This window comes from Actinomadura viridis, assembly GCF_015751755.1.
GTDB lineage: Bacteria > Actinomycetota > Actinomycetes > Streptosporangiales > Streptosporangiaceae > Spirillospora > Spirillospora viridis.
The window spans coordinates 4365435-4390276 of sequence record NZ_JADOUA010000001.1 but is presented as its reverse complement, the minus strand read 5'-3'; the positions used below and the strand labels follow the sequence as shown (position 1 = coordinate 4390276).

Annotated in this window: 42 protein-coding genes; 40 read left to right on the top strand and 2 right to left on the bottom strand. The window is 68.6% G+C overall.

Annotated features, from left to right (window positions below; all coding sequences use genetic code 11):
- The first annotated feature begins 4 nt into the window (after nt 1-4).
- Genes IW256_RS20300 through IW256_RS20250 form a run of 11 tightly spaced genes read left to right on the top strand, consistent with a single transcriptional unit; the run spans nt 5 to nt 4873 of the window.
- Nucleotides 5-559, top strand: a complete 555-nt coding sequence (locus IW256_RS20300; RefSeq protein ID WP_197012494.1) for an HNH endonuclease — start codon at nt 5-7, stop codon at nt 557-559.
- The gene (locus IW256_RS20295) at nt 556-885 is read left to right on the top strand and encodes a hypothetical protein (protein ID WP_197012493.1); all 330 of its coding nucleotides are present in this window, start codon (nt 556-558) and stop codon (nt 883-885) included. The genes IW256_RS20300 and IW256_RS20295 overlap by 4 nt, the downstream gene beginning before the upstream one ends.
- On the top strand, nt 882-1199 hold the full coding sequence (locus IW256_RS20290) for a hypothetical protein (protein ID WP_197012492.1): 318 nt from the start codon (nt 882-884) through the stop codon (nt 1197-1199). The genes IW256_RS20295 and IW256_RS20290 overlap by 4 nt, the downstream gene beginning before the upstream one ends.
- Nucleotides 1196-1429, top strand: a complete 234-nt coding sequence (locus IW256_RS20285) for a hypothetical protein (RefSeq protein ID WP_197012491.1) — start codon at nt 1196-1198, stop codon at nt 1427-1429. The genes IW256_RS20290 and IW256_RS20285 overlap by 4 nt, the downstream gene beginning before the upstream one ends.
- Nucleotides 1422-1949: a hypothetical protein gene (locus IW256_RS20280; RefSeq protein ID WP_197012490.1), complete on the top strand. Its 528-nt coding sequence runs from the start codon at nt 1422-1424 to the stop codon at nt 1947-1949. The genes IW256_RS20285 and IW256_RS20280 overlap by 8 nt, the downstream gene beginning before the upstream one ends.
- On the top strand, nt 1946-2332 hold the full coding sequence (locus IW256_RS20275; RefSeq protein ID WP_197012489.1) for a hypothetical protein: 387 nt from the start codon (nt 1946-1948) through the stop codon (nt 2330-2332). The genes IW256_RS20280 and IW256_RS20275 overlap by 4 nt, the downstream gene beginning before the upstream one ends.
- The gene (locus IW256_RS20270) at nt 2329-2844 is read left to right on the top strand and encodes an ASCH domain-containing protein (protein ID WP_197012488.1); all 516 of its coding nucleotides are present in this window, start codon (nt 2329-2331) and stop codon (nt 2842-2844) included. The genes IW256_RS20275 and IW256_RS20270 overlap by 4 nt, the downstream gene beginning before the upstream one ends.
- Nucleotides 2837-3328 (top strand): hypothetical protein, encoded by a 492-nt coding sequence (locus tag IW256_RS20265; protein ID WP_197012487.1) that lies wholly within the window; start codon nt 2837-2839, stop codon nt 3326-3328. Before IW256_RS20270 ends, IW256_RS20265 begins: the two co-directional genes overlap by 8 nt.
- Complete coding sequence (locus IW256_RS20260) at nt 3328-4149, top strand: DUF5131 family protein (protein WP_231403855.1); 822 nt, start codon at nt 3328-3330, stop codon at nt 4147-4149. The genes IW256_RS20265 and IW256_RS20260 overlap by 1 nt, the downstream gene beginning before the upstream one ends.
- Nucleotides 4146-4457 carry a WhiB family transcriptional regulator gene (locus IW256_RS20255; protein ID WP_307828969.1) on the top strand — a complete coding sequence of 104 codons (312 nt, stop codon included), beginning with the start codon at nt 4146-4148 and terminating at the stop codon, nt 4455-4457. Before IW256_RS20260 ends, IW256_RS20255 begins: the two co-directional genes overlap by 4 nt.
- Nucleotides 4454-4873 carry a hypothetical protein gene (locus IW256_RS20250; RefSeq protein ID WP_197012486.1) on the top strand — a complete coding sequence of 140 codons (420 nt, stop codon included), beginning with the start codon at nt 4454-4456 and terminating at the stop codon, nt 4871-4873. The genes IW256_RS20255 and IW256_RS20250 overlap by 4 nt, the downstream gene beginning before the upstream one ends.
- A 2-nt stretch (nt 4874-4875) precedes the next feature.
- On the opposite strand, the gene IW256_RS20245 is transcribed toward IW256_RS20250, so the two are convergent.
- Nucleotides 4876-5115, bottom strand: a complete 240-nt coding sequence (locus IW256_RS20245; RefSeq protein WP_197012485.1) for a hypothetical protein — start codon at nt 5113-5115, stop codon at nt 4876-4878.
- A gap of 138 nt (nt 5116-5253) precedes the next feature.
- Between IW256_RS20245 and IW256_RS20240 the strand changes: the two genes are divergently transcribed.
- The 25 genes from IW256_RS20240 (at nt 5254) to IW256_RS20120 (ending at nt 21250) form a co-directional block, all read left to right on the top strand.
- Entirely contained in the window at nt 5254-6318 is a 1065-nt protein-coding gene (locus IW256_RS20240; protein WP_197012484.1) for a hypothetical protein, read from the top strand.
- A 1-nt stretch (nt 6319) separates the two neighbouring features.
- Entirely contained in the window at nt 6320-7003 is a 684-nt protein-coding gene (locus IW256_RS20235) for an ATP-binding protein (RefSeq protein ID WP_197012483.1), read from the top strand.
- Nucleotides 7000-8349 carry a replicative DNA helicase gene (locus IW256_RS20230; RefSeq protein ID WP_197012482.1) on the top strand — a complete coding sequence of 450 codons (1350 nt, stop codon included), beginning with the start codon at nt 7000-7002 and terminating at the stop codon, nt 8347-8349. Before IW256_RS20235 ends, IW256_RS20230 begins: the two co-directional genes overlap by 4 nt.
- Nucleotides 8346-8540 carry a hypothetical protein gene (locus IW256_RS20225; RefSeq protein WP_197012481.1) on the top strand — a complete coding sequence of 65 codons (195 nt, stop codon included), beginning with the start codon at nt 8346-8348 and terminating at the stop codon, nt 8538-8540. The genes IW256_RS20230 and IW256_RS20225 overlap by 4 nt, the downstream gene beginning before the upstream one ends.
- Nucleotides 8537-9751: a DNA-methyltransferase gene (locus IW256_RS20220; protein ID WP_197012480.1), complete on the top strand. Its 1215-nt coding sequence runs from the start codon at nt 8537-8539 to the stop codon at nt 9749-9751. Before IW256_RS20225 ends, IW256_RS20220 begins: the two co-directional genes overlap by 4 nt.
- Nucleotides 9748-9912, top strand: coding sequence for a hypothetical protein (locus IW256_RS20215; RefSeq protein ID WP_197012479.1), 165 nt, complete (start codon nt 9748-9750; stop codon nt 9910-9912). Before IW256_RS20220 ends, IW256_RS20215 begins: the two co-directional genes overlap by 4 nt.
- Nucleotides 9909-10295 carry a hypothetical protein gene (locus IW256_RS20210; protein ID WP_197012478.1) on the top strand — a complete coding sequence of 129 codons (387 nt, stop codon included), beginning with the start codon at nt 9909-9911 and terminating at the stop codon, nt 10293-10295. Before IW256_RS20215 ends, IW256_RS20210 begins: the two co-directional genes overlap by 4 nt.
- Nucleotides 10292-10633, top strand: a complete 342-nt coding sequence (locus tag IW256_RS20205) for a hypothetical protein (RefSeq protein WP_197012477.1) — start codon at nt 10292-10294, stop codon at nt 10631-10633. The genes IW256_RS20210 and IW256_RS20205 overlap by 4 nt, the downstream gene beginning before the upstream one ends.
- Nucleotides 10630-10995 (top strand): hypothetical protein, encoded by a 366-nt coding sequence (locus IW256_RS20200; protein ID WP_197012476.1) that lies wholly within the window; start codon nt 10630-10632, stop codon nt 10993-10995. The genes IW256_RS20205 and IW256_RS20200 overlap by 4 nt, the downstream gene beginning before the upstream one ends.
- A gap of 303 nt (nt 10996-11298) precedes the next feature.
- Complete coding sequence (locus IW256_RS20195; RefSeq protein ID WP_197012475.1) at nt 11299-12978, top strand: DNA cytosine methyltransferase; 1680 nt, start codon at nt 11299-11301, stop codon at nt 12976-12978.
- A gap of 91 nt (nt 12979-13069) precedes the next feature.
- Nucleotides 13070-13378, top strand: a complete 309-nt coding sequence (locus tag IW256_RS20190; RefSeq protein ID WP_197012474.1) for a hypothetical protein — start codon at nt 13070-13072, stop codon at nt 13376-13378.
- Complete coding sequence (locus IW256_RS20185) at nt 13371-13655, top strand: hypothetical protein (RefSeq protein WP_197012473.1); 285 nt, start codon at nt 13371-13373, stop codon at nt 13653-13655. The genes IW256_RS20190 and IW256_RS20185 overlap by 8 nt, the downstream gene beginning before the upstream one ends.
- Nucleotides 13648-14076 (top strand): DUF4326 domain-containing protein, encoded by a 429-nt coding sequence (locus IW256_RS20180; RefSeq protein ID WP_197012472.1) that lies wholly within the window; start codon nt 13648-13650, stop codon nt 14074-14076. Before IW256_RS20185 ends, IW256_RS20180 begins: the two co-directional genes overlap by 8 nt.
- Complete coding sequence (locus tag IW256_RS20175; RefSeq protein WP_197012471.1) at nt 14073-14438, top strand: hypothetical protein; 366 nt, start codon at nt 14073-14075, stop codon at nt 14436-14438. The genes IW256_RS20180 and IW256_RS20175 overlap by 4 nt, the downstream gene beginning before the upstream one ends.
- 50 nt (nt 14439-14488) lie before the next feature.
- Complete coding sequence (locus tag IW256_RS20170) at nt 14489-14695, top strand: hypothetical protein (RefSeq protein WP_197012470.1); 207 nt, start codon at nt 14489-14491, stop codon at nt 14693-14695.
- Entirely contained in the window at nt 14692-15456 is a 765-nt protein-coding gene (locus IW256_RS20165; RefSeq protein WP_197012469.1) for a hypothetical protein, read from the top strand. Before IW256_RS20170 ends, IW256_RS20165 begins: the two co-directional genes overlap by 4 nt.
- On the top strand, nt 15453-16532 hold the full coding sequence (locus IW256_RS20160; RefSeq protein WP_197012468.1) for an RNA ligase: 1080 nt from the start codon (nt 15453-15455) through the stop codon (nt 16530-16532). The genes IW256_RS20165 and IW256_RS20160 overlap by 4 nt, the downstream gene beginning before the upstream one ends.
- Entirely contained in the window at nt 16529-16705 is a 177-nt protein-coding gene (locus tag IW256_RS20155; RefSeq protein WP_197012467.1) for a hypothetical protein, read from the top strand. Before IW256_RS20160 ends, IW256_RS20155 begins: the two co-directional genes overlap by 4 nt.
- A gap of 23 nt (nt 16706-16728) precedes the next feature.
- Nucleotides 16729-17616 (top strand): hypothetical protein, encoded by an 888-nt coding sequence (locus IW256_RS20150; RefSeq protein WP_197012466.1) that lies wholly within the window; start codon nt 16729-16731, stop codon nt 17614-17616.
- Between the two features lie 127 nt (nt 17617-17743).
- The gene (locus IW256_RS20145) at nt 17744-17983 is read left to right on the top strand and encodes a hypothetical protein (RefSeq protein WP_197012465.1); all 240 of its coding nucleotides are present in this window, start codon (nt 17744-17746) and stop codon (nt 17981-17983) included.
- Complete coding sequence (locus IW256_RS20140) at nt 17980-18372, top strand: DUF6221 family protein (RefSeq protein ID WP_197012464.1); 393 nt, start codon at nt 17980-17982, stop codon at nt 18370-18372. The genes IW256_RS20145 and IW256_RS20140 overlap by 4 nt, the downstream gene beginning before the upstream one ends.
- 468 nt (nt 18373-18840) lie before the next feature.
- Nucleotides 18841-19116: a hypothetical protein gene (locus tag IW256_RS20135; RefSeq protein ID WP_197012463.1), complete on the top strand. Its 276-nt coding sequence runs from the start codon at nt 18841-18843 to the stop codon at nt 19114-19116.
- 200 nt (nt 19117-19316) lie between these two features.
- On the top strand, nt 19317-19829 hold the full coding sequence (locus IW256_RS20130) for a class I SAM-dependent methyltransferase (RefSeq protein WP_197012462.1): 513 nt from the start codon (nt 19317-19319) through the stop codon (nt 19827-19829).
- Nucleotides 19808-20512 (top strand): glycosyltransferase family 2 protein, encoded by a 705-nt coding sequence (locus IW256_RS20125; RefSeq protein WP_197012461.1) that lies wholly within the window; start codon nt 19808-19810, stop codon nt 20510-20512. Before IW256_RS20130 ends, IW256_RS20125 begins: the two co-directional genes overlap by 22 nt.
- Nucleotides 20513-20566: 54 nt before the next feature.
- On the top strand, nt 20567-21250 hold the full coding sequence (locus IW256_RS20120; protein ID WP_197012460.1) for a glycosyltransferase family 2 protein: 684 nt from the start codon (nt 20567-20569) through the stop codon (nt 21248-21250).
- Here the strand turns inward: IW256_RS20120 and IW256_RS20115 are convergent, their stop codons facing one another.
- Nucleotides 21251-21730: a hypothetical protein gene (locus tag IW256_RS20115; RefSeq protein WP_197012459.1), complete on the bottom strand. Its 480-nt coding sequence runs from the start codon at nt 21728-21730 to the stop codon at nt 21251-21253.
- A gap of 235 nt (nt 21731-21965) precedes the next feature.
- Between IW256_RS20115 and IW256_RS20110 the strand changes: the two genes are divergently transcribed.
- The 4 genes from IW256_RS20110 (at nt 21966) to IW256_RS20095 (ending at nt 24841) form a co-directional block, all read left to right on the top strand.
- On the top strand, nt 21966-22232 hold the full coding sequence (locus tag IW256_RS20110) for a hypothetical protein (RefSeq protein ID WP_197012458.1): 267 nt from the start codon (nt 21966-21968) through the stop codon (nt 22230-22232).
- Entirely contained in the window at nt 22229-22663 is a 435-nt protein-coding gene (locus IW256_RS20105) for a hypothetical protein (protein ID WP_197012457.1), read from the top strand. Before IW256_RS20110 ends, IW256_RS20105 begins: the two co-directional genes overlap by 4 nt.
- A complete protein-coding gene (locus IW256_RS20100; protein WP_197012456.1) occupies nt 22650-23381 on the top strand; it encodes a hypothetical protein in 732 nt (243 codons plus the stop codon). Before IW256_RS20105 ends, IW256_RS20100 begins: the two co-directional genes overlap by 14 nt.
- Before the next feature lie 1001 nt (nt 23382-24382).
- A complete protein-coding gene (locus tag IW256_RS20095; RefSeq protein ID WP_475652135.1) occupies nt 24383-24841 on the top strand; it encodes a phage terminase small subunit in 459 nt (152 codons plus the stop codon).
- The last annotated feature ends 1 nt before the right edge of the window (nt 24842 follow it).

The following is a 24842-nucleotide window of genomic DNA, read 5'->3' as shown; positions in this document are numbered from 1 at the left end:
GAGGATGCCGCTGCGGCGCCGCACCCGGCTGGTGCAGCCGGGCCGGTGCTGCGACAAGAAGGCGTACGCCACCGAGGCCGCGGCGCTGGCGGCGCTGAACAGGATCGCCATGCTCAGCGACGCGGACAAGCGCCCCCAGCGGGCCTACAAGTGCGGCTACGGCTGGTGGCACCTGACCTCGCTGCGCGGCCCATCTCCGTCCACGGATATCCCCAGGAGGATCCGGACGCTGGTCATGGAACGCGACGGCTGCGTCTGCTTCTGCTGCGGCGCCCCGCTGACTGGGCAGCCGCACAGTCTCCAGCACCGCCGGGCCCGGGGCATGGGCGGATCCACGGATCCGCTGATCCACTCGCCGGCGAACCTGCTCCTGCTCGGAGGATCTGGAATCACGGGATGCCATGGCCGCGTCGAGCAGCGCGCCTCCGCCGACAACCTGGCTGGCTACTGGCTGCGGTTCGGACAGGACCCTGCCACTACGCCGGTCCTGCACTGGAAGCTCGGCCTCGTCCTACTCGACCACGACGGGGCGGTCACGCCGGTGGGGAGGGCGGCATGAGCATCCGCATCCCCAAGACCGTCGACCGGGCCGTGGACGCGGTGACGCGCCGGCCGCTGCTGACCCTCGCCGCCGCGGCGCTGGGCGTCTCGGCCGCGCTGTTCGTGTGGCAGCCCTCCGTCGCCCTTCTGGTCGTGTCGGTGGCCGCCGCCTACCTCACCGGCGCCACCCAAGGCCGCGGCCGGATCGACGCGCTGCGCGCCGAGTCCGCCGAACTCCACAGAGTCAACGGCTACCTCCTCGAGCGGCTCCGGCACGTCGAGCGCGGCGACGCGTCCGCGACGACGGCGCAGATCATCACCATCCCTGAGGACGGTGACCGGTGAACGACCACCAGACCCCCAACCCGGACCTGGACGCGGTCCGCGCCGTGGGCGCCGCGTCTGTGGCACTCCACATCATCGACAACGGCGGGGCTGACCCGCACCTGGTGCTGGCGAAGGCCCGCACCGCACTGATCGACGGGTTCAACGGCCGTCCCCGCGTCAGCCTGCAGACCTGCCCCGCCGGCCAGCACGAACCCTGGTGGGCCGCGGGCGAGAACCTCGCATGCCCCTGGTGCCGCATCTACGCCCTGGAGGAGACGGTCGCGTCCCTCCAGGTGCCCGCGGGCCAGCTTTTGAGGCGGGATGCGTCATGACCCGCCGTCCCCAGTCTCCTCGCCTGCCGGAAGGCGCCGCCCCTGCGGCAGGCGAGGCCACCACCCGGCCCGGTATCCCGTGCGACGCGTGCCAGCACTTGGACGTGTTCCACGGCCTCGCCGGCGACCGCCGGACCCGCACCGGCTGCTCGACCTCCACCGGGCCTGAGGCCACCCCCTGCGGCTGCCGCCGCTACACACCCCCCAAGCAGGAGACCTTCCATGCCTGAAGTTGTCTACAAGAGCGCCCATCCGGACGTGCTCGCCCACTGGGAGAACACCGCCAGCACTTCGGCGCAGCGCCAGTGGCGCGAAACGGTCGAAGAGACCATCGCGGACCTGGGTTTCCTCGGCCGCCGCTTCGCCACCCAGGGCAGCACGCGTGTCATCGGTGTCGAGCACCCCCAGGACGAGGACATCCCCGAAGGGTGGCGCCGCGACCGGAGCCTGCCGGAAGCGATCGTGCCCGCACTCCGCACCTCCGCCGGCAGGAAGATCGACGCTCGGCTCGCGACGTTGACCCGGCCCGACCCGCGCAAGGACCTCCCCGGCGGGATGCCCGAGGTCGGCTTCGACATGCGCCGGTTCGCCTATCCCGGAGTCGCCAAGCACGGCGACGCGGTGTACGTGACCTGGTCGATCGACCCGGCCGTCAGCGACGCCGACAAGATCGACCCGGCCGTGTGGCAGCGGATCAAGCTGTCGGAGTACTACGCCGCCCTCGAGGCCGAGGAGGCGAAGACATCATGATCCTCGAACCCACCCTCCGCGTCATCCTCCACTGCTCGCGCTGCAACCGCCCCTTCGAGGACGACGACTACGAAGGCAGCCGCGTCCTGTGGACCAAGGAAGAGGTCGACAAGTTCTTCCCTGCGGACGACTGCGAAGACGTCCAGGGCTGGATCCGCATCGAGGGCCGCATCGTCTGCCGCGACTGCTGGACGTACAAGGACGAGGACGAAGACGAGCGGATCGAGAAGCCGCCGCTGCCCGCGGCGGACGCTGACAAAGTCGCGCGCGCTCAGGCTAGCTACCCGCACTACGACACGGTGCGCGCCGCGTTCAAGGCAGCCGCGGGCCAGCGGGGTGGCGACGACTGGGTGTACGTCACCGGGAAGGCCGGTGCGTCATGACTCTCCGCGCCCTCTCGGTGAAGCAGCCGTGGAGCATGGCCATCTGCCACGGCAAGGACGTTGAGAACAGGTCCCGCCCGACCCGGTACCGCGGACTCATCGCGGTACACGCCTCCAAGGCGTTCGACGACGTCTCACCGGCCACGCTCGACTGGATCGCCGAGATGACCGGGCTGACGCCCCGGCAGGCCGCCCAGCAGGACGTCCGTGGCGCTGTGGTTGCCGTCGCCGAGATCGTCGGCTGCCACGAGGACGGAGACCCCGACGTCCCCTGCGGCGGCTACGACGACCAGGTGATCCCGTACGGGCTCGGGGCCACGAACCTCTGCTCGCCATGGGCCGTCGCCGGCCAGTGGCACTGGCAACTGGCGAACGTCCGCCCCCTGGCCGAGCCAGTGCCGTGCAAGGGCGCCCTGGGCCTGTGGCGACTCCCGGCCGAGGTGGACGAGGCCGTCCGCGCCCAGCTCGTTGCTCGCTCGATCAACACCCCCACGGAGACCACTCATGGGTAGTGCTGCTGGTGTCGAGAAAGCCGCTGCCGCGCGTATCGGCCTGACGCTCGACGAATACCGCAAGCGAGTAAACGCCGGCGAGAAGTGGTGCGGCGGATGCAAGACCTGGCATGACCGGGGCGAATTCGCTGTGGACCGCAGCCGCTACGACGGACTCACCGCAGCGTGCAGGAACCACCGTTCACGCCGCTCCCAGCAGCTCTATCAGCCGCGACCGCGTCCGGAGAAGGGGCGAAGGTTCGTTCCGGCCCGTGACGGCGACGCGCGCCAGGCCCGCGGCCGAGTGAACTATCTGGTCGACGCGGGACTCATCCCCGACCCCAACGAACTGCCTTGCGTGGACTGCGGCCACGTCTACACGCCCGAGCAGCGACGCCACGAGTACGACCACCACCTCGGCTACGCCCCCGAGCACCACGAGGACGTCGAGCCCGTCTGCACCACATGCCACCACGCCCGCGAGGCAGAGCGGAGGGCTGCCTGATGGCGGCAACGAACATTGAGTGGACCCACCGCGACGGCTTCGCAGGTGAGACCTGGAATCCATCTACCGGTTGTGACCGGATCTCCGCAGGATGCGATAACTGCTACGCCCTCACGATGGCAAAGCGCCTAAAGGCGATGGGCCAGGCCAAGTATCAGAACGACGGCGACCCCCGCACGTCTGGACCCGGGTTCGGTCTGTCCGTCCATGAGGACGCCCTCAACCTCCCGTACCGGTGGCGCAAGCCGCGGACCGTGTTCGTGAACTCGATGAGCGACCTGTTCCACGCACGCGTCCCGAAGGACTTCATCCGCCGGGTGTTCGAGGTGATGGCGGACACGCCGCAGCACACGTATCAGGTGCTGACGAAGCGGTCGATGCGGCTTCGACGCATGGCCGCCGACCTGGAGTGGCCACCGAACGTGTGGATGGGCGTGTCCGTGGAGGACGCTACCCAGCTCCACCGGGTAGCGGATCTCGCCACGACGCCGGCCGCTGTCCGGTTCCTGTCCCTTGAGCCGCTCCTCGGACCGCTGCACGCACTCGATCTCACTGCCGTGTCCTGGGCCATCGTCGGCGGTGAGAGCGGCCCTGGCGCCCGCGAGATGGATCTCGCGTGGGCGATCGACATCGTCCAGACCTGCCAGGACGTCGATGTGCCCGTGTTCGTCAAGCAGATGGGCAGCGTCTGGGCGAGCGACTGGCTCACGGCTGGGAAGACGGTTGCGGCGCACGGAGACCCGAAGGGCGGCGACATGCAGTACTGGCCGGCCGAGCTTCGTGTTCGTGAGTTCCCCCGGCTCAAGGCGGTGACCCAGTGACCCACAAGCCGGAGCTGGCGGAGCCGCGCCGGGCCGTCGGCGCGGACTGGACGTGGCAGGACAAGGCCAACTGCTCCGGAATGAACCTCGAGCTGTTCTTCGGGCCCGAGGGCGAACGCAACCACGACCGCGTCGCCCGGGAGAAGCGCGCGAAGCTGGTGTGCTCCGGCTGCCCTGTCCGGACCAAGTGCCTCGACGCCGCGCTGGCAGAGGCCCCTCAGCATGGCGTGTGGGGCGGCCTGGATGCCGACGAACGGGCCGCTGAGCGCAAGCGGAGGATGCGGCGTGAGCGGGGGAGGGCGGCATGACCGCGCACCCTCTCGACGCCCTCATCGATGACGCGCTGCCGTCGGCGACCCAACTGGCCGTGACCGTCCGGGACCGCGATGCCTCCGCTGTCGCCGCAGTCCTGGGCCCGCTCTTGGACGCCGGCCACCGTGACCGCATCGCTGCGCTGATCATCGCCCTCGCCGTCCTGGTCCCGGACGACGCGACGTTCTCCGAACTGATCGCCTGGACCCACGGCCAGGACCAGCTCCCATACGGGCAGCTTGTAATCGCACCGGGGGAGAAGTGGTGCGCTGGCTGCCAGCAGGTCCGGTCGGTCCGCGACTTCGGCGTGGACAGGTCCAAGCGTGACGGCCTCCGGTCCCGATGCAAGCACTGCCGAGCAGAACTCAAGGCCGGGGCGTCAGAGGCGCCGGCCGAGAGGGGAGCGGCGTGATGTCAGGGCTCGCCGTTCTTCTCGCGCCACTGTTCGTAGAACCGCTCGTACCGGCGGACCTGTTCACGGGTGAGCTTCAGCTCAGCCCTGATCCGCTCCTGGGTGGCGCCGCCGGGTTCACGGGCCTCCTTGATGCTCTTGCCGAAGGCGGCTCGAGCACGGTCTACCGCGCGCTTGGCGTCCTTCTGGGCCTGCTGGAAGTGCTCGCGGGCGGCGAGGACGGCGGTCATCGGATCCGACACCTCTCCATGGTCGCACGCATGCGCATGTGGCCAGTATGCCACGTTGCCTATTGGCCAATGCCACATGTACGGTTGGCATAGGTTCGCAGGCGTCACCAACCACCTATCCGCGAACTAGCAGGGGGAGCACAACACCTGATGGCCGGTCGCAAAGAGGCGAGGATCTTCGCCTCCATCTGGAACGACGAGGTTTTCCTCGCCCTCACTCCGCGCGAGCAGCGCCTGTACTTCTTCCTGCTGTCGCAGAAGGACCTCAGCTACTGCGGAGTGATCTCGCTGCGCATGCGGCGCTGGGCACGTTCCGCCGAGGGGCTCACGGCCGCGCAGGTCGAAGAGGACCTTAAGGCTCTGTCGCGACCGTTCCAGCGCTCTTCCGCCGATGGTGACCCGGTGGAGCCGAGCCGGCCGCTGATCGTGGTGGACGAGGACACCGAGGAGGTGTTCGTCCGCTCCTTGATCCGTCTCGATGGGATCTGGGCGATGCCCAACGTGCTGAAGGCTGCGAGGGAAGCGGCGACCCTTGTGGAGTCGCCCACGATCCTCGCCGAACTGCTTGAGGAACTCCGGCGCATCCCCGTCCACCAGAGCAAGTCTCACAACGTCAAGCCAATCCTGGACGGGTTCATCGCCGACCTTGAACGCAGCCTCGGCAAGGGATCGGGGACCCCTCCGCCTAAGGGTTCCGCTGACCCTTCCAGCAACCCTCAGCCGAGCCCTTCCCCCAACCGATCGCCGGAGGCGGACGACGGCAGCAAGGAGGAGGAACCCCCTCCGCCCGAGCCCTCCGCCGGATCACCGTCGACGCCGGGAAGCGACGCACCCGACCTGTTCCTGATCTCCGGTGCGCAGGCCAAACCGAAGAAGCGCCGCTCCAAACGAAAGCCGAACCGGACCCCTGAGGACGACGTCGCTGACGGCCTGACCAATGGCTACTGGGAGCGGTACTCCAAGACGACCGCCCAGTCGTGGATCGCGATCCGGCAGATCATCCTGACCGCGCTGAGAAACGAGATCGACCGCGACGACCTGGCGTTCGCTCTCAACACCCTCGGCCAGGACGGAAGACCAGTCACCCAGAACACCCTCACGTTCGCGATCACAGACGTGCGTCAGCGCCGCGGCCTGAGGCCAACCGGCACCTCAGGCGGCCACCGGCCCTACCAGAACCCCGCGGACCAATCCGCCTACGACGAAAGCCTCTGACATGACCACACCCCCCTCAACGGACGAGTGGCTGACCGACTTCAAAGCCCGGCACAGCCTGGACATGCCGCTGGGCGCCGACGAGCGCCTGATCTCTGAGCGCGCGCAGAAGGCGGCGGAATACGCCGCAGAACACGTCCCGGCACGGTTCGAGCACGCCCTGCCCACCGTTCCCGAGGTACAGGCATGGGCGGCCGAGGTGATCCGTTCCGCGGTCACCCAGTCGCAGGCGCGCGGACAGCAGATCGCGACGGTACAGCGCGGGCCGTCGCTGCTTCTGCTCGGCCCGACCGGCGTCGGCAAGACACACGAGACCTACGGCGCCATGCGGGTCATCGGCCTGTTCGGCCTCCACGCCCGCTGGCTGGTGATCTCCGCGGCCGACCTGTACGCGCGGCTGCGTCCACGGCACCAGGTCGACGCCGAGGCCGAGTTCGCCGCAGTGGTGAATGCGCCGCTGCTGGCCGTGGACGACCTGGCCGCGGCAAAGAACTCCGAGTGGGTGGAAGAGGTCAACACCCGGCTGGTGAACCGGCGGTACGAGGCGGCGCGACCCACGCTGTTCACCTCCAACGCCCTCCCCAAGCAGCTCAGGGCCGAAATGGGGGAGCGGGTCGCGTCGCGGCTGGTGGAGATGTGCCAGCAGGTCTCGATCAAGGGCGAAGACCGTAGGAGGGCGACGTGACCATCGACGAGATCACCGTCCCCGGCTGGGCCCCAACGGATGCTGTGATCGCTGCCGAGCAGGCGCTGATCGGATCGGTCATCCAGTCCCGGATCGCCGCCGAGACCGTGGCCGAGACCGTACAGCCCGCGGACTTCTACAAGTCGCGGCACCGGCTGGTATTCGAGGCCGTGGTCTCCCTGATCGACCGAGGCGCCGACGTGGACCCGGTGTCAGTGTTGGCCGAGCTCACCCGGCAGGGCACGGTCACGAAGGTCGGCGCCGGGCCAGCCTTGATGGACCTGATGGCCCGGGCCGGCACAGCCGCCTGGGAGTACGCCGCGACGGTCGTCCGTGACGACGCGATCCGCCGGGGCGTCGCCGAGGTCGGCCCGCTGATCGGCCAGCTCGTCGCGAGCCGCAACTTCGACCTGGACCGCGACGTGGACATGATCCGGCAGCGCCTGGACAAGGCCACGGCCCGCGTGACAGGAACCGACCTCTGCACCATCGGCGACGCCGTGACGGCCAGGTTGGAGGCCCTGGAGAACCAGGCCCCGGTCGAGTTCGTCGAGGCCCCCTACACCGACCTTCAGATGCTGCTGGCCGGTCTGCGACCCGGCCAACTCGTCATCATCGGCGCGCGGCCGTCCGTCGGTAAGAGCGTCATCGGGATGGACATCGCACGGAACGCCGCGATCCGGCTGAAGTACCGCACCCTGTTCTTCTCGCTGGAGATGCAGGCCGCGGAACTTGCCGACCGTGTCCTGGCCGCCGAAGCGCAGGTGACGCTGGACCGGATCCGGGACAACAACCTCACCGACGCCGACTGGGACCGGATCGCGGCCAAGCACGACCGGATCCTGCAGGCCCCGCTGGTGGTGGACGACACCCCCCACTGCTCCCTGGGCAGGATCCGCGCGCGGCTCCGCGGCATGTCCCGAACCGACCCGGCCCGGCTCGTGATCGTGGACTACATGGGCCTGATGGAGGCCCCGAAGGCTGACAGCCGGGAACGCCAGGTCGCCGAACTGTCCCGCGGGCTGAAGCTCCTCGCCAAGGAGTTTGAGGTCCCCATTGTCGCCCTGTCCCAGCTCAACCGGGAGTCGACCAAACGCACGGACCGGCGCCCGGCAATGTCGGAGCTGAGGGACAGCGGTGCAGTGGAGCAGGACGCCGACATCGTGATCCTGCTGCACCGCGAGGACGCCTACGACAAGGAGTCCCCGCGGGCCGGCGAGATGGACCTGCTCGTCGAGAAGAACCGGAACGGCGCGACGGGCACCATCGTGGTGGTGTTCCAGGGCCACTACTCCCGGGCGATGGACATGGCCAAGGAGTGGTCACCGAGCGGGGCCCTGTCATGAGCGGCACGGGGGCGTACGCCGACTGCTGCCCGGAGTGCCTGGCCGGGCCGTTCGAGCCGTACGAGACGGACATCCGCGGGGAGAGCCTGGTGGGCGCCTACCGCTGCCAGGAGTGCGGCCACGTGTGGCCGTGCTGGTGGAACATCGCAGCGCTGCCAGAGGACGCCTCGTCGGCGGGTGACGTCGCATGACCGCCGTGATCCTCCGCGCCGACGCGCGCCGTCTCCCACTCCCGGACGAGTCCGTGGATCTCATCGTCACCAGCCCGCCCTACTGGGGGCTCCGCTCCTACACCGATGGTGGACGCCACTACGAGGGGCAAATCGGCGCCGAGCCTGACCCGCAGGACTACATCACTGCGCTGCTCGATTGCACGGCCGAGTGGTCGCGGGTCCTCAAGCCTTCCGGATCCATCTTCGTCCTACTCGGTGACAAGTACGTTAACCGCACCCGCGGCGCCTGGCGGGGGTCCTCCGACGGCTTCACCTGGCGGGCGGCCAGCCCGCGGTACGTGCGCCCGAAGGACATGCCGGAGAAGTCGCTGATGCTGCTGCCGGAGAGGTACCGCATCGGCGCGGTGGACAAGCTGGGGCTCATCGCCCGGGCGGTCGTCATCTGGGACAAGCCCTCGGCGATGCCCGAGTCGGTGACAGACCGAGTCCGACGGTCACATGAAGACTGGGTGCACCTGACCAAGGAGCCGCACTACTTCTCGGCCGTCGATGAGATCCGCAAGCCGCACGCAGCGCCGCGGCGGGTGGCTGGCCGAAGCGCGTTCAACGCACGGAACGTCAACCACGTCCGGACCGGGACGGGCCACTACGACGGGCAGCACCCGCTCGGCGCTTTGCCGGGGTCGGTGTGGGAGGTCGGGACTCAACCGCTGCGGGTCCCAGAGCACCTCGATGTCGAGCACTTCGCCGCATACCCGCCGGCGCTGATCCGCAGCATCATCCTCGGATGGTCACCGTCCGGTGTCTGCACCGCGTGCGGCGACGGCCGCCGGCCGGTAGTTGATAAGCCGGGCCTGCTCGGCGGAGACAACAATCCTGCCAGCCGCGACGGATCACGTACCCGCTCGACCATGGACGGCGGAACGGAGCGGTGGCAGCGGCGCATCGCCAAGCCAGACCGCATCGTCGGCTACGCCTGCGCCTGCTCCACCCCGGACGCGCCCACGCGCCCAGCCGTCGTACTCGACCCGTTCGGCGGCACCGGCACCACTGCCCTCGTCGCCGACGTCCACGGCCGTCACGGCATCAGCGTGGACATGTCCGCGGACTACTGCCGACTCGCGCAGTGGCGCACCGCGGACCCGGGCGAACGGGCCCGGGCACTGGGCGTGCCGAAGCCCCCGCCTGTTCCGTCTGGACAGGACCCACTCTTCGAGGAGATCGCATGACCGCCTCGAACATGCCGGCGCCCCCGCCCCGCCCTCGCATCGAGCTGTACCGGTGCGGCGCCCTCGCTGACTGTTCCGACACCTCCCGCAAGTGCGGCAAGGACGCCCTGCTGTACGCGTGCGGGTGGCGCTGCGACGACCACAGGCCAGGTGCCCAATGAGCGCCACCGAGCAGACCATCGCCACCCTCCGCGCGCAGATCGCCGGCCTGCTGTCGCAGATCGACACCACTGCCAAACCCCGCCCCACCGTGGTCACCCAGCACCCGGAGCCGAGCCCGGGCGCCGCGTGGCATCCGGTAAGGAACTGGACCGTCCGAACGATCGACGACGACCTGGTCGAACCTCGGCACGTGTACGTGACCTGTCCTGAGCACGGGCGGAGCGGGGCCGCAGCCGATTTCGACGCCCTTACCTCCGACGATGCCCGCCGCCTGGCGATGGCGCTGCTTGCCGCAGCTGACTGGGCCGATGGCCTGGCAGCCGATGTGACGCCGCTGGACGCCCGACGCACAGGAACCTCCCGGACGGAGGCTTCACAGTGACCGGGCCGCGTGAACTCCGCTGCGCGTGGATCGCCCCCTCGGAGGATCCGAACACCCGGCTTCTGGTGCCGGGCTGCATGGAGCGCGTCCAGGACTGGGAAGCACCCTGCACCTGCAAGACAACCGCCGAAGAAGTGACGGAACTCGAGGAGCGTCTCACCGAACTCAAGGCGGAACCGGACCGGCAGGAGGACCGCTACCACGCACTCGTGGCCGCGGTCGGCCAGCACCATGACGCGGCTGCGCTGCACCAGCAGGCAGCCGAGAACTTCCGCGAGCGGCGCCGGATGAAGGCCGCTGTTCGCCACGAGAACGCGAGCAAGGAGAACCCCTCATGACCACTGCCACGCTTCCCCTCACAAGCATCCGCTGCCAGAACTGCCCGGTCACGTTCGAAGAGCCGCGCGGCCGGTACACCCTGCCCGGCGCTGACGCCGCCCGCGCCGCCGGGTGGACGGTCTGGGAAGGCAACACCCTCGGCGGCAAGCAGGTCACGCGGGTGTACTGCCCGTGGTGCGCCGGCCGCGAGAAGAGCGAACCGAAGTGGGACGCCCGCTGCGAAACGTGCGACAGCGCCGCCTCCGAGGAGGACGGCTACGCGGAAGACCCGTTCACCATCGAAGACGCCAAGCGGTGGCAGCAGGACCACCGGTGCGAGCCGTACGTGCACCTCGTGCAGCCGCAGCGGGAGCAGCCGTGAACGCCCCGACGATCGAGTCGCCGGAGGACGGGTTCGCCGTGGTGGCTGCGCTGATCCGGGTCGAGCACGGACCCAGGTGCCCCGAGCTGAGGGAGTGGCGCCGCCGGGCCGCCGTGCTGGACCGGGCCGCATCTGGTAACGGGTCGGCTCGAGCGGAAGCCCGAGCGATCGTGCGGGCGTGGGCCCGCTCTGCGGAAGAGGCACGGGCATGAGCCGCTGCATCGAGAAGGTCCTAGACGCCACAGGCCAACACCTCCAGCGAGCCATCAACCACCCACCTCGAAACCATGAAGGAGTCGCCTGATGGCTAACGCGCCGAAGAAGAGCCGCACTGCCACGCACCGACCGGCCACCAGGCGCCGTCGATTCCGCCATGACGACCTCGTTGCGGTCGACCTGTTCTCCGGCTTCGGGGGCCTCACCCGCGGTATCGAGATAGCCGGGTTCACCACGATCATGGCGGCGAACCACAACAGCTACAAGGTCGAAGTCCACGAGGCGAACCACCCGCACGCCGAGCACTGGATCGCTGACCTGGTCGACCCCGAGGCGGCGGACTACCACTCCGCTCGAGACCTCCCTGCGGGGGACCTGCTGGTCGCGGGAATTTCATGCGTTAATCACTCGCAGGCGAACACGGTCAAGGCTTATGAGCAGGGCCTGACCTTGTTCGAGCTCGATGACCCGGACTTCGAGGCTCGGGTCACCAGGTCCGAGCGGGACCGGGCGACCGCGTCCTGCGTCCTGCACTACGTCGCCCAGCACCACCCGCGGCTGATCCTCGTCGAATGCACGACCGAACTCACCTCGTGGGGGCCGGCGATTCCCGGCCGCCCGAAGGTCGGGGACGGCTCCACCTACCGGTGGTGGCTCAAGCAATTCGACCTGCTCAACTACCGGTACAAGGTGCTGTACCTGAACTCGATGTTCTTCGGCGTTCCGCAGTCGCGAGACCGGCTGTACATCGCTTTCTGGGACAAGTCCCTTCCCGAACCCGACCTGGAGCACAGGCCGGTGTCGCGGTGCCACCACTGCGACAAGGACGTGGAAGCAGTGTGGACGTGGCGCACCGGGATCCCGCCGACCGGGTCGGTGCGGTACGGCAAGCAGTACGAGTACCGCTGCCCATCGTGCCGCCGTCCGGTCGTTCCGCCGATGACGCCATCGCTGGCCGCGCTCGACCTCACCGACCTCGGGACCCGGATCGGCGACCGGGCGAAGCCTCTAAAGCCGGGGACCATGGCCCGCGCCGAGCGGTGCCGTCAGCGTTTCGCGGACTTCCCCGCGGTGCTCATGCCGGCGAAGGCCGTGCACGGCTCGGAGCGTCATCCGCTGCAGCCGCTGGCGACGCAGACCAGCCAGCAGGAGACCACGCTCCTGTCTACCGGTGCGGTGTTCGCGGCGCACCGCCACAACGGGGACGGGAAGAACATCGCCTTGCCGATGGACACGGCAACGAGCACCCACGAGAAGGCGCTCCTCCTGGCGGTGGACAACTATCAGGGCGGCCCGCGCGGTGTCGGCGAACCGTTGCCCACTCAGGTGGGTTCGGAGACGCTTGCTGTGGTGTCCTCCGGGGTCATCCCGTATCGGAAGAACACGGTTCCTGCGGTGCACCACGAGGCGATGCCGACGTTCACCTCGGACCAGGTCCCCGGGCTGCTCTCAGCCGCTGGGTCGATCGACCGCAGTGGGGTCGACGCGCAGGTCATGGCTCAGTGGCGGGCCACGCTCGCGAGCCTGTCGCTCGAGGACTGCTACTTCCGCATGATGGCCAAGCACGAGATCGGCCGCGGTTGTGGCTTCGACGTCGACTTCCCTGGTTACAGCGGGACTTTCGTCGTGTGGGGCTCCGCCCGCAACCAGGTGGACGGGTTCGGTAACGCCGTGTCCCCGCAGGTTGGTGCGTGGATCGGGGCCCGGCTGCGAGCCGTCATCCACACCCGTCAAGACAGCGGACCCGACTTTGCTACCGCCGCGTGACCGGCCGCCGCGCCGGGAGCTGGCCAATCCGCACACGGCATAGCTCCACAAGGCGCTCCAAGGACTCACTAACCCCCCAGAAGGAGAACCGATGAACCTCATGGTCGAACTCGAAGGCAAGACCGTTCCGCTGGCCGGCTGCCAGTACGTGCTGTGGGAGGCGTGCGGCTGCCCCCGCGGGGTGACCTACGCCAGCCCGGACCGCCCGGACCCGGTCATCACGGAGGACGACGCGTGGAAGGAGTTCTTCGCCCGTAAGCGCGAGCGGGACCGGGTCCAGCGTGAAGGGCTTCGCATGGAGCTGATGACCCACGAGCGGTACTCCCGCGAGGTGTACCCGCTGATGCTCAAGCGGGCGTGTCCGCACGAAGAGACCGAGGCGGTGCTCGTCGATGACTGACGACATGACTACCCGGCTCGCGGAGATCACCGCGAACCTCGACAACTACATCGAGGCCAGGGCCAGGGAGATCGCAGCCCCTCGTATCGCCGCCGCCGAGGCACGGGCCGAGCAGCAGGTCGCGGAACTGAAGGACGAGCACGCACGCACCCAACAACGGTCGGACGATCTGGAGAAGGAACTCCGCCGACAGATCAAGGCGCTCGACGGGCACATGAACCAGTGCCCGGAGGTGGCGCGAAAGAGAACGGCCTGGCGAGGTGGCCGGCATGTCTGAGGCCCGCCGGGTGAAGGTGGAAGGCGACCTGTTCCACGGCCGTGTCCCCGACGGCGCCGTGTACGTGGGCCGGGCCGCCCCGGGCTTGCCCCAGAGCCCGTACCGGAACCGCCACCGCGTCGGCAAGCCCTGTCAGCAGTGCGGCGGCGCCGTCCACACGCTGGGCGAGTCCCTCGCCTTGTACGCCACCGACCTGGATGAGAACCCGGAGCTGATCGAGCAGGCCCGGCGCGACCTGGCCGGCCGCGACCTCTGCTGCTGGTGCAAACTCACCGACCCCTGCCACGTCGACGAACTCCTCCAGCGTGTGAACGCGGACGAGACCGACGACTTCTGCCCCGACTGCCTCGAGTACGTCTGCGTGTGCACGCCGATCTACGTCCGGCACGTCGAGGACGTCCCCACGGGAGGTCTCCTATGAGCGCCCACGAGTACCTGTCCACGGCCTGCTGGCACGCCCAGAACGACGGCCTCCCCGACCTCCACACCAGCTGCAGGAACTCCTGCAAATACGCCGCCCCGGGCCGCCCGGAGTACTGCGTGTGCCCCTGCCACGGCGAGGCCGGCACCCAGCCGGGCCGGTCCTCGTGGGTCGACCAGGCCCGCGGCACCGCCCTCCGCCTCCTCCAGCACCTGGACGCCGCCGGCGTCGACCTAGCCGCAGTCGACCCGCACCTTGCCCGCGCCATCGCCGACGACCCGGCGTTCTTCTGGGCCAGGGGAGAAGAAGCACCGTCCGGCCAGTGGCGCCCCCGGCCCAGCGAAGGCGAGAACCTCCGATGAGCAGCGACCGCACCGTAGCCCTTCACATCTGCACCCCAGATGGCGCCGGCATGACCACGCTGACCGACAACGTCCCCGCGCCCGTTGCCACCCGGATCTACAACCAGGTCGTCGAGCTTGGTTTGGCGCCCGGAGACGACCGGCGCCGGGTCATCCTCATCGTCCCCAGGCCGGGGAAGGACCCGCGGATCCTGGGGCGGAGCGTGCCCCTGGCGTCCGTGCGGGAGCTGGAGAAGCTGCTGGACGGTGAGGCATGAGCCTGCACAACCGGATCACCGTCAGCCTCGAAGCCCACTACCCGGTCGGCGACACCGGGAACGAGTGCTCATGCGGCGAGTGGAATCCCGCCACCACCGAGTGGCACACGCATCAGGCCACCGTCGCAATGGCCGTCGTCGAGCCAGCCCTCCTCGCCGCCCAGGTCGACGCCACCGAGCGCGCCGACACCCTCGCCGCACGCCTGGAGGAAGCCGAGGCCGATGCGAAGTCCGCACGGCAGAACGCCCAGGACTGGCACGAGGTGGCGGAGGCCAGAGAGAAGCGCGCCGAGCAGGCCGAGGACCAGCTCCGCAACGCCGAGCAGGCGTACACCGCGCTGCGCGAACGCGCCGAGGCCGCCGAAGCCGCACGCGCCCGCTGGCAGAAGCGCGGCGAGCAAGCCGAGGCCACCGTCGAGCGGGTGCGGGCGCTCGCTCAGGCTGCCAAGGACCCCCAGGACCGGTCGCTCTCCCGCCAGTTCGGCGGCGCACCCTGGCCCGCCTCCGTGCCAGCCGATGACGTCCTCGCCGCCCTCGACGAGCCGGGCGAGGTCACCGTGGCCATCCGGGTCGACGACAGCGAGTTCCGCGCGGCCGTTGACCAGGGCGCGGCCGTCCTGGAGCGCGTCCGGGAGGCGGAGACGATCCACCGCGTCGCCCATCCCAGCCCGGTCGGCGGCTGCCCCGCCTGCCACATCCTGAGCGCTCTCGACGCCCGTCCGGTCGCACGCGGCGCGCAGACCACCGAGGAGACGCCGTGATCCCCCACATCAGCGACCTGTTCGACATCACCGCACTCAACACCGCAATCGCCGAAGGCCACGTCCGCGAACAACAGCACCCGACGCTGCCGCTCCGGATCCTGAACTACACCGAGCGCTGTCAGTACGAACGCGCCTGGACCAACGTCACCCTCAACTGCCGGGGCCTCATCACCCACCACGACGGCCACATCATCGCCAGGCCCTGGCGCAAGTTCTTCAACTACGGCGAACCCGCCTGCGGCACGCTCGACCTCGACGCCAAAGCCGAAACCATCGACAAGATCGACGGGAGTCTCGGCACCCTCTACCCGCACGGCGACGACTGGGCGATCGCCACACGCGGCTCGTTCACCTCCACCCAGGCCGAGCACGCCACCCGCATCCTGCGCGACCGCTACGCCGGCTTCCGGCCACCGGACGGCGTCACCGTCCTGGTCGAGATTGTCTACCCCGCCAACCGCATCGTGTGCGACTACGGCGACACCGACGACCTCATCCTGCTCGGCGCCGTCCACACCGCCACCGGCACACCCCTCGGCCCCGACCACGTCCCGAACTGGCAAGGCCCCCGAGCCGAGACCTTCCCCGCCAGCACCATCGGCGAGGCGCTCACGCTGCCATCGCGCCCGGGCGCCGAGGGCGTCGTGGTACGGCTCGTCGACACCGGCACCATGGTGAAGATCAAGCAGGAGGACTACGTCCGGCTCCACCGCATCGTCACCGGCCTCAACGCCCGCGCTGTCTGGGAAGCACTTGGCGACGGCCAGACCGTCGCCGACATCTGCGAACCGCTGCCCGACGAATTCCACGCCTGGGTGAGAGACCTCAACGACCGGCTCGGGGTCGAGCTGCACAGCCGGATCGCCGCGGCCGAGGCCGAACACAAGCGCATCCTGAACCAGCTCCCCGTCGGCTGGACCCGGAAGGACTACGCCGCGCTCGCCGTGAAGTCCGAGCACAAGGCGTCGTTGTTCCTCCTGCTCGATGGCAAGGATCCCGCCCCGAAGATCTGGCAGACCCTCCGCCCTTCCGGCGAAGACCGCCCGATCACTGTCTCGGAGGATGTCGCGTGATCACTGAGAAGACGGTCCGCGCCGAAGCCGCCGACCTCAAGTACGGAATGACATTGGACGAGCTTGCCCAGTTCGTCCAGGAAGCCATGAGGCAGGAGATCCCTGGCGACACCACCGTGAAGATGACCGCGACGTGGCGGTCGAGCATCAAGCGAATCGAGGTGGCGGGCTGAGCCCGGCACTAATGGGGGGAACCATGGCCAGCACGATTCACAGCATCCCGGCCGACCGCGACGATGGCGGCCAGCGGCCCTGCGCACGGGGAGACCGGTGCATCAACGCCACCGTGACGTTCACGGGCGGACAGCGGATCATCGAGCCAGCACTCGGATACCGCGCACTCTGTGACGCCGACCGCGAGTTCACGCTCCGCTGCCTCGAACAGCTCCCCGCCTACCACCGGGAACTGGGGGAGCGGATCGGTGACAAGAGCAGCACCGGGCACGGCCCCAAAGTCTCCGGCAGCAAGAACGCCCCGATCCCGATCAACCTGACCTTCGACACGCTCCGCGTCGAACTCGTCAACGTCATCTCCTCCTGGGCCGGCCGCATCTACCGCGTCGCCGGACTCGCCGGCCGCGAAACCGACCGGTCCCTGGAAGACCGCGCCCGGTACGGCGCCCCCTTCGCCGCCTACCCAGACCAGCCCTTCGAGGAGATGTGCGAAACCCTCGCCGCACGCCTGGACGCGCTCCTCGCCCTGCCCGCCGAACCCATGACCCGGACCATGACGACCGTGGACGCCGACGACCTCCCCGAAGGCACACCCGTCCGCCGCAACCACTGGACCGGCACCGCCGAGGCCATCCTGGAACTCGACGGCGGCGACGCGGCCCTGGAAATGTTCCGCCTCAACGCCCGCTGCCGCTGGACCCTCGGCCACACCGGCAAAGACGAGAAGATCGCCGGCAGGTGCTTCTCCTGCGACCAACTGGACGTCCTCGTCCGCCCCGACCTGTCCGCGGGCCTCGAGGACTACGCCGAATGCTCCGCGTGCGGCACCCGCTACTTCGGCGCCGAGTACACCAACCTGCTCCGCGCCGTCTACGAGGCCGAACTCGACAAACTCCGTCACAGCGCATGAGGGGGATAGGTGAGCAGCGGATTCAAGGTCTGGTTCGCGTTCTGTGCCCTGCTGGGCATCGGAATGCTCGGACTGGTGGTGTGGGCGATCATCAGGATCGTCACCAACTACACGTGAGGTGGCCGGCATGAGAGACGAGACGCCCGACTGGGCCAAGCAACTACAGGAAGCCCTGGAGGGAGTCACGGACGCGTTCGCGCGGGCCGGACCCATCCTGACCGCCCAAGGAGCGATGGGCTGGGCCTACCAGGGCGAGTTCGACAAGGCCCACGCAGAGATCGCCAAGCTGCCGCGCAAGCAGATCGAGATCCTGTCCATGTCCGCCCGCGCGCTGGCTGAGATGGCCGACCAGGAGGCCCGGCGATGAGTGACCTGGTGAAGTTCCTGCACGCCCGGCTGAACGAGAGTGAACGCGTCGAACGAGGCAAGTTCAAGTTCAAGCCGTTCCAGGTTATCTGCCCGACCTGCGGCGAGAGGGTCGAGTCCTTTGGCATGCAGTCGGGGGACAACCGCACGGAGTTTCAGCCCTGCGGTCACATCATGTCGAACGCCGAGTTCAGCGAGCGATTCTGCGATCCTGCTCCTGACTCGTTCACGCTGGCGGACATTGAGTCCAAGCGGCGAATCGTCGACGAGTACGAAGCGAGTGTCCGGGCTGTCGGCGAAGGGCTTTCGAAGACGCTGGAGCGCATCCTGCGGCTGCTCGCCCAACCGTACGCCAACGACCCCGACTACCTGGAGGAGTGGCGGCCCTAATCGGGCGGCCCCTGCCCCTCCTCACGCGGACGGACCGCCTCCTCATCGTAGGCGAACATCCCGAACCGCGGCCACGGCCTCCCGTCCGGGTCCTCGTACTGCACCCACGCCAGCCACCCCGACGTGCCGACCAGCCAGTGCTGGATCCACCCTCGCCGCCAACCACCGGCCAGGTGAATCCAGCACGCGGGGTGCCGGGCGGGGATGTGATCGCCACGGTGCGGGGCTAGCGGCATCTCCACGGCATCACGCGACTGACCTGCATCCATGAGAGCCATCATCGAACATGCGTTCGCATTGCAGGCGGGCGGGGTGCCCTCTCGAAGCCGCAGCCACGAAGTCGCCCGGACACGCCGCTGACCTGCAAATTGCGAATCGGGCGGCGCTCTGCCACACTTCGTGAAGTACCACACGTATGTCCCCAGGAACCCCAAGGGCCTGGGGATTTCTGCTGTTCAGGGGGTGGCTATGCCCCTGGAAGACCGACCCGAGCCGGTGACCGCAGCCGAAGCCGGGAAGCGACTGGACAGGCGCGCCGCATCCACGATCCGCTGGTGGGCCAAGCGGTACAACGCCGTCCAGCTCAACCGGTGGGGACGCGCCGTCTACTACGACATGCGAGACCTTCGCGTGATCGAACGGGAAATCAGCCACGGCCACGAGGTCCCCGCCACCCCGGAAGAACGCGCGGCGATCGCGCACCGCTGCCCGCTCCGGGAAGCCGAGCGCTCCGCCGCCGCCTAACCCAAGAACGCGCACCCGGCCCCTGCTGCTCACGCACTGTTCACGTGCAGGGGTTCGGGTGTGCCGTACACCCCGTCCGCGTGGTGTGCCCCCTCACGCGTAGGCATCGCTCCCCAGCGGCCTGCGCACCGCTGCTGGGTCCGGCTATCCCCCGGGGGGTGGGATGGCCGGGCCCACAGCTCCTTCCCAGGAGACCCTCAATGCATGATGAGGCCCGCGCCGCAGTGAAGCGGCTCGCAGACACGCACGGCCTCCTCACCCACGCCACCCTTGCCGCGTGCGACCTGGGAGGCCGCAACGTCAACGGCAGCCTCCGCGGCATGTTCGCCACCCACGACTGGACGGCCGTCGACTCCACCCCGGGGAATGGCGTCGACGTGGTCGCCGACGCCCGCACCTGGGTCCCCGACCGCACCTACGACCTCGTACTGTGCACCGAGGTGTTCGAGCACGTGAAAGGCTGGCCGGCGATCATCGCCACCGCCGAACGCGCACTCGCGCCCGGCGGCCTGCTGATCGTCACGTGCGCCTCGGACCGGCGCCCGCCGCATGGTATGAGCGGAGGCCCGTGGCCTGAGCCGGGCGAGCACTACTGCAACGTCCAGCCTGCCGAACTGGCCGCGGCGCTCGCCGACACGTTCCCGCGCTCGTTCGGGCTGGAGTACGCCTACCCGCCCGGCGACCTGTACGCATGGGCGAAGAAGACGCCATGACTGCGCCGACGCTCGCCGTCATACCGACCAAGAACCGGCCGGAGTTCCTCGCCGACTGCGTGAACTCCCTGGACGGACAAGTCCACGGCATCCTCATCGTCGACAACGGCTCGAACCCGCCGACCTCGGCGTTCCCGGGCCTGAGCTCGGACCTGCGGATCATCCGGCACGCCGAGTACCCACCGAACATTTCCCGCCTGTGGAACCTCGGCATCGACGAAGTCGCCCGAACCGCCGAGACCAACGGCTGGGGCGCCTGGAACGTCCTCGTCGTCAACGACGACATCGTCGCACCGGACGAACTGGTGGTCACGTTGTCGGCCGCAATGCGCGCCACGACCGCGGTGTGCGCGTACCCGGACCAGTTCGGCGTCGGCCAACGAATGCTGCACACCGCGGCACAGCCGACACTGGTCCAGGAGCGGATCTGCGGGTACTGCTTCATGCTCCGCGGTGAGGCGGGCATCCGCGCCGACGAAGACTTCGTGTGGTGGTTCGGCGACGACACGATCGATTGGGAAAGCCGTCAAGCCGGCGGGTCGCTCCTCGTGCCCGGCGTCCGCGTGGAACACCGTGCCCCAGATGTACAAACCCGCGCGGACCCGGTCCTGTCTGAGCAGACCGACCGCGACCACAAGACGTGGATCACCAAGTGGGGCTACGAACGACCCGTCCTGATGTGACGTCACCCAGCTCCACCCGCGTCGCCCGGGCCACGACCGATGGATCGGAGCTCCATGCCCGTCCCGATCATCTGCCTGACCAACGGCCGGCCCGACTGCATCGCTAAGACGATCCCGTCCGCCATCGCCCACCTGACCGGCGTGAGCAGCATGGTGATCGTGGACGACTCCGGCGACGACGTCTACGGCCAGTGGCTCGAGGACGAGTACGTGGGCGGTCCCTGGGACACCAAGGTCCTCCACCTTCCGGCCCCGCACGGGTACTGGCGGGCGATGCAGGCAGTGTGGGCGTTGGCCCGCCACTGGGACGAGCCCGCGTTCGCGTTCTGGGAGGACGATTTCGTCCTCACTGAGGACGTGGACCTCGACGAGCTCGCCGAGGTTCTGGACGCCCGACGTGACCTGATGCAGATGGCGCTGCTCAGGCAGCCCTGGTTCACGAATGAGGTCGAGCACGGCGGCCTAATCGAGGCTCTGGAGGCACAGGGCCAGCGGTTCACTGAGTGCACGAACGGCCGCCAGTGGTGGATCGAGCACCGCGCCGTGTTCACCGGCAACCCGTGTCTGATCCCACGCCGAACCCTTGAGCACGACTGGCCAGAGGGCGACTGGTCCGAGTCCCGCTTCGGCCGGCACCTTTTCCAGAACCCCCACGCTCGTGCCGCGTACTGGGGCCGGCGCACCGACCCTCCACGCGTCGAGCACATCGGCGACGCACGAGTCGGCTCGGGCTATTGATCACGCGGCTTCATTGTGATGGTAGACAACCCCGAACACGTCGTCGAAGTGATGCCCGAGCCGTTCCGGCACAAGGAAGTAGGCGCCCCCGCGGATGCGAGGGCCAAGGGACCCGTAGGCCTGAACTTCGACGGGCGATAGCACCCTGAGGTTGCCGAACACGTAGAAAACAGGCACCCCGAAAGCGGCGATGAACTGGAGGCCGAAACTCACGCAGTCTCGGCTGACTGCATACCGGCCGGACTGAGTGGACCACATACGGTCTTTGGCGTCCACGGTGATGATTTCGCCTTCACGGGCGGCGACAAGGTCAGGGAAGTGGCGCCACTTCGAGGCGCTACGACTCAGGGCTTCTTGGATACCCGGCGGCAAGACGCCCTGGCCCCATGGAGCGACTTCCCATCCGCGGTCGATGAGGGCTTGGGCAACTCGCTCCTCGTGCGCTGCGCCCGCTGCCAGGCGCTCGTTCCATCCATGCATGACCTGGACTATCGCATGATGACTGGCTGGTCATTTGCGGGTGCGGAGTCTTCAAATGTGACGTCCTGAGACGTGTGGAGACGCCCTGAAACTCCCTGAACATTGGTGAACCGACGCGAACCGCTCCAGGGAGTTATTCAATCGTTACATACTCCCGGCCTGTGTCCGCTCCCTCTGGAGTGGGTGGCGCTGGACACAGGCCGGGCCTCACCCACTCCGCTCGAAAGGCTCTCCCATGAGTAACCTCACGACCGCGCAGAGACTATCCGCCTACCGCGAGGAACTCTGCGCTGCAGGCTTCAGCGACCACGAGGCCGGCCAACTCGTCGAAAGCGCCGCCCCCTCACTGATCGAGGACGTTGAGGTCCAAGCCGACCTCGACGACACCACCCCGTCGATCGGCGAAGTCCGGATCCACCTGAGGCCTGAGTGGGACGAGGGCGACCTCCGCCGCGTCGTGGAGCACGTTCAGGGCACCGTGGAAAAGGCTGCGCAGCGATGATCCGCGCCTACATCAGAGAAGACATCGCAGGCATGACCCTTGCGATCACCCTGGTCCAGGAATCGGAAGGGCGGACCCGGCACATCCTGCGGATCGTTGAGGGCGGCAGCAACACCATCCTCGGCTGGGAAGAGCTGCCCGACCATCCCGACCCCAACATCGACCCCACGCTCCGGCTCAGAGACAGCGAGGCCCACGCACTTCTGGAGGCACTCGCGCGCCACTACAACGGCGCTGAGGACACACGGGCGCTCCGCCGCGACTACGACGCCGAACGCGAACGCGTGGACCGCCTCACCGAGACGCTGGGCGCGATCGTCGGAAACCTGTCCGGCCTTGCATACGCGATCAACACCTCCGGGCGTGCCGAGCCGGTTCCGACCACCGAGCAGTGGCACAAGATCACGGAGGAGGGGCGTGGGCCTCGCTGAACGCACGTGCCGCGTGCTGGTCGGCATACCGTGGCGCCCACAGCCACACCGCGTCTACGCCCACGACCTGACGGTGGACACCTACCGGGTGCTGCTCCCTGAGGCGCACATAGTGGACGTCGACACCGAGCACGAAGCGTTCTGTCTCGCCGCCTGCCGGAACAAGGCCGTTCGCATGGCCGAGGCCGGCGGCTACGAGGTGGTGGTCCTCGCTGACGCGGACACCCTGCCCGAGCCTGAGCCACTGCAGCAGGCGGTCCAGGACGCCACCACGTCCCGGTACGTGCACCTGCCCTACACCCAGTACCGCTCCCTCCGCCGCGACGGCACCGACCAGTTCCTCGCTGGCGCCCCGCTCGAGGACTGCAACCACCTGGTCGTAGACGGCGCCTGCTCCGGAATCTACGTCCTCAACCCCGCCACCTGGTGGGTCCACGGTGGCCAAGACGAACACTTCCGAGGCTGGGGCTTCGAGGACGCCGCGTGGCTCGCCGCGCACAAGACTCTCCTCGGCACCGAACCCGTCCGCCATGAGGGCCGCGTGTACGCGCTGCATCACGAGTCCGCAGTGAAGACGGGTAACCAGTACGAGGCGAATGCCGCGCGCTGCTACCGCTACCTCCAGGCAGAGGGCGACCCGACGGCTATGCGCGTCCTCGTCACAGAGAACGCCAACGCGCTGACCTGGGACAGCTCACGATCGTCCACCGGCGGATAAGAAAGATCTTGGAGGGGCGGTGCCGAACGGACAATGGGCTGGCTCGGACCGCGCAGCCCGACTGCCAGCAGACTGGGCCGACCGCCGTACCGAGGCGTTCCGGATCCACGGCACCATCTGCCACGTGTGCGGCCAGCCCGGCGCGGACGAGATCGACCACATCGTGGCTGGCGATGACCACCGGATCGAAGCGCTAGCCCCCATCCATGGACGCCGCACGGTGCAACGCTGCCACGTCTACAAGTCCTCCAGCGAGGGCGGTAAGGCAGCACAGGCCCGCCGGCCCAAGCGGCACCGCCCACCCGAACCACACCCCGGCCTCCGGAGGTGAAGGCACATGGCCAAGCGCGGCGGGCAGAAGAAGGGGTTCGTCAGCCGCAAGCAATGGCGCTGGGCCTTCGCCACCAAGCAGCCCTGGGCAAGGCGCAAGGCTAGGGAGACACCGGGCCCCCGCAAGGTCCGGTACCGCCGGCTCCCCGTACGCAAGGGGACCCGCAAGGCAGGACGACCACGACGCTGAGGACCGCGAACGCAGCGAGCCAAGGTTGACCCCTCACCGCAGCAGGCCACCCCGAACGGCCAGGTCCGTGAGCACCACACGCTCGGGGTGCACGCACAGGGGGACACCCGACAGGCGTGAGGGTGCAGAGCAGCCGGCACGGCACCACCCACACGCGGGCACCGGCCACAGGGCAGCAGCCACACCAGCCAACGCCGATGACCATCTGCTCGCACGCAACGGTGATCGCGAGCCTCTCAGCAGCGCCGTGATCGCTACGTGGCTGAGCCGAGTGACCTCGCCGTGACCGCCCCTCGCAGGGCCGGGTGGACGTCACCAACCATGATCAACCACCCCAGGCCGCCGGTCACACAGCGTCACCAAGGGTGGGGGCCACCCCCGATGATCATGGTCAGGGAATCGGCCACGTATTGAGGCTCCCCCTGGCTACGGGTCTGGGGCTTGGATGATCAAGGACTGAGCGGAGAGGTGGTGACTCTCCGTGGCTGGACGTGGGCCTGCTCCCAAGGACCCGAACCGGCGGGCCCGAGCGAACAAGGACCCGGTCGCGCAGACAGTGCTGCGGTTCGTGCGTGCAGAGCAGCCCGAGCTGCCCGAGGACGTGGAGTGGCATCCGCGGACGCAGGCGTGGTGGGCGATGTGGGGCCGGTCGGCTCAGGCTGAGACGTTCACTGAGACCGACTGGGCGTTCCTGTTGGACACGGCGCTGATGCACCACGCGATGTGGTCGAAGGGGCAGTGGACGCTGGCGGCGGAGGTTCGGCTGCGGGTCGCGAAGTACGGTGCGACTCCTGAGGACCGGGCCCGTCTGCGGATGGTGTTCGCGGACGCCGATGAGAAGGACGAGAAGCGGGCAGCGAAGCAGCCGGCCTCGGTACAGCGGTACGGCGATCTGCGTCTGCTTCCGGACCGGTCGAGCCGCGCATCGGGCCAGGAGTAGC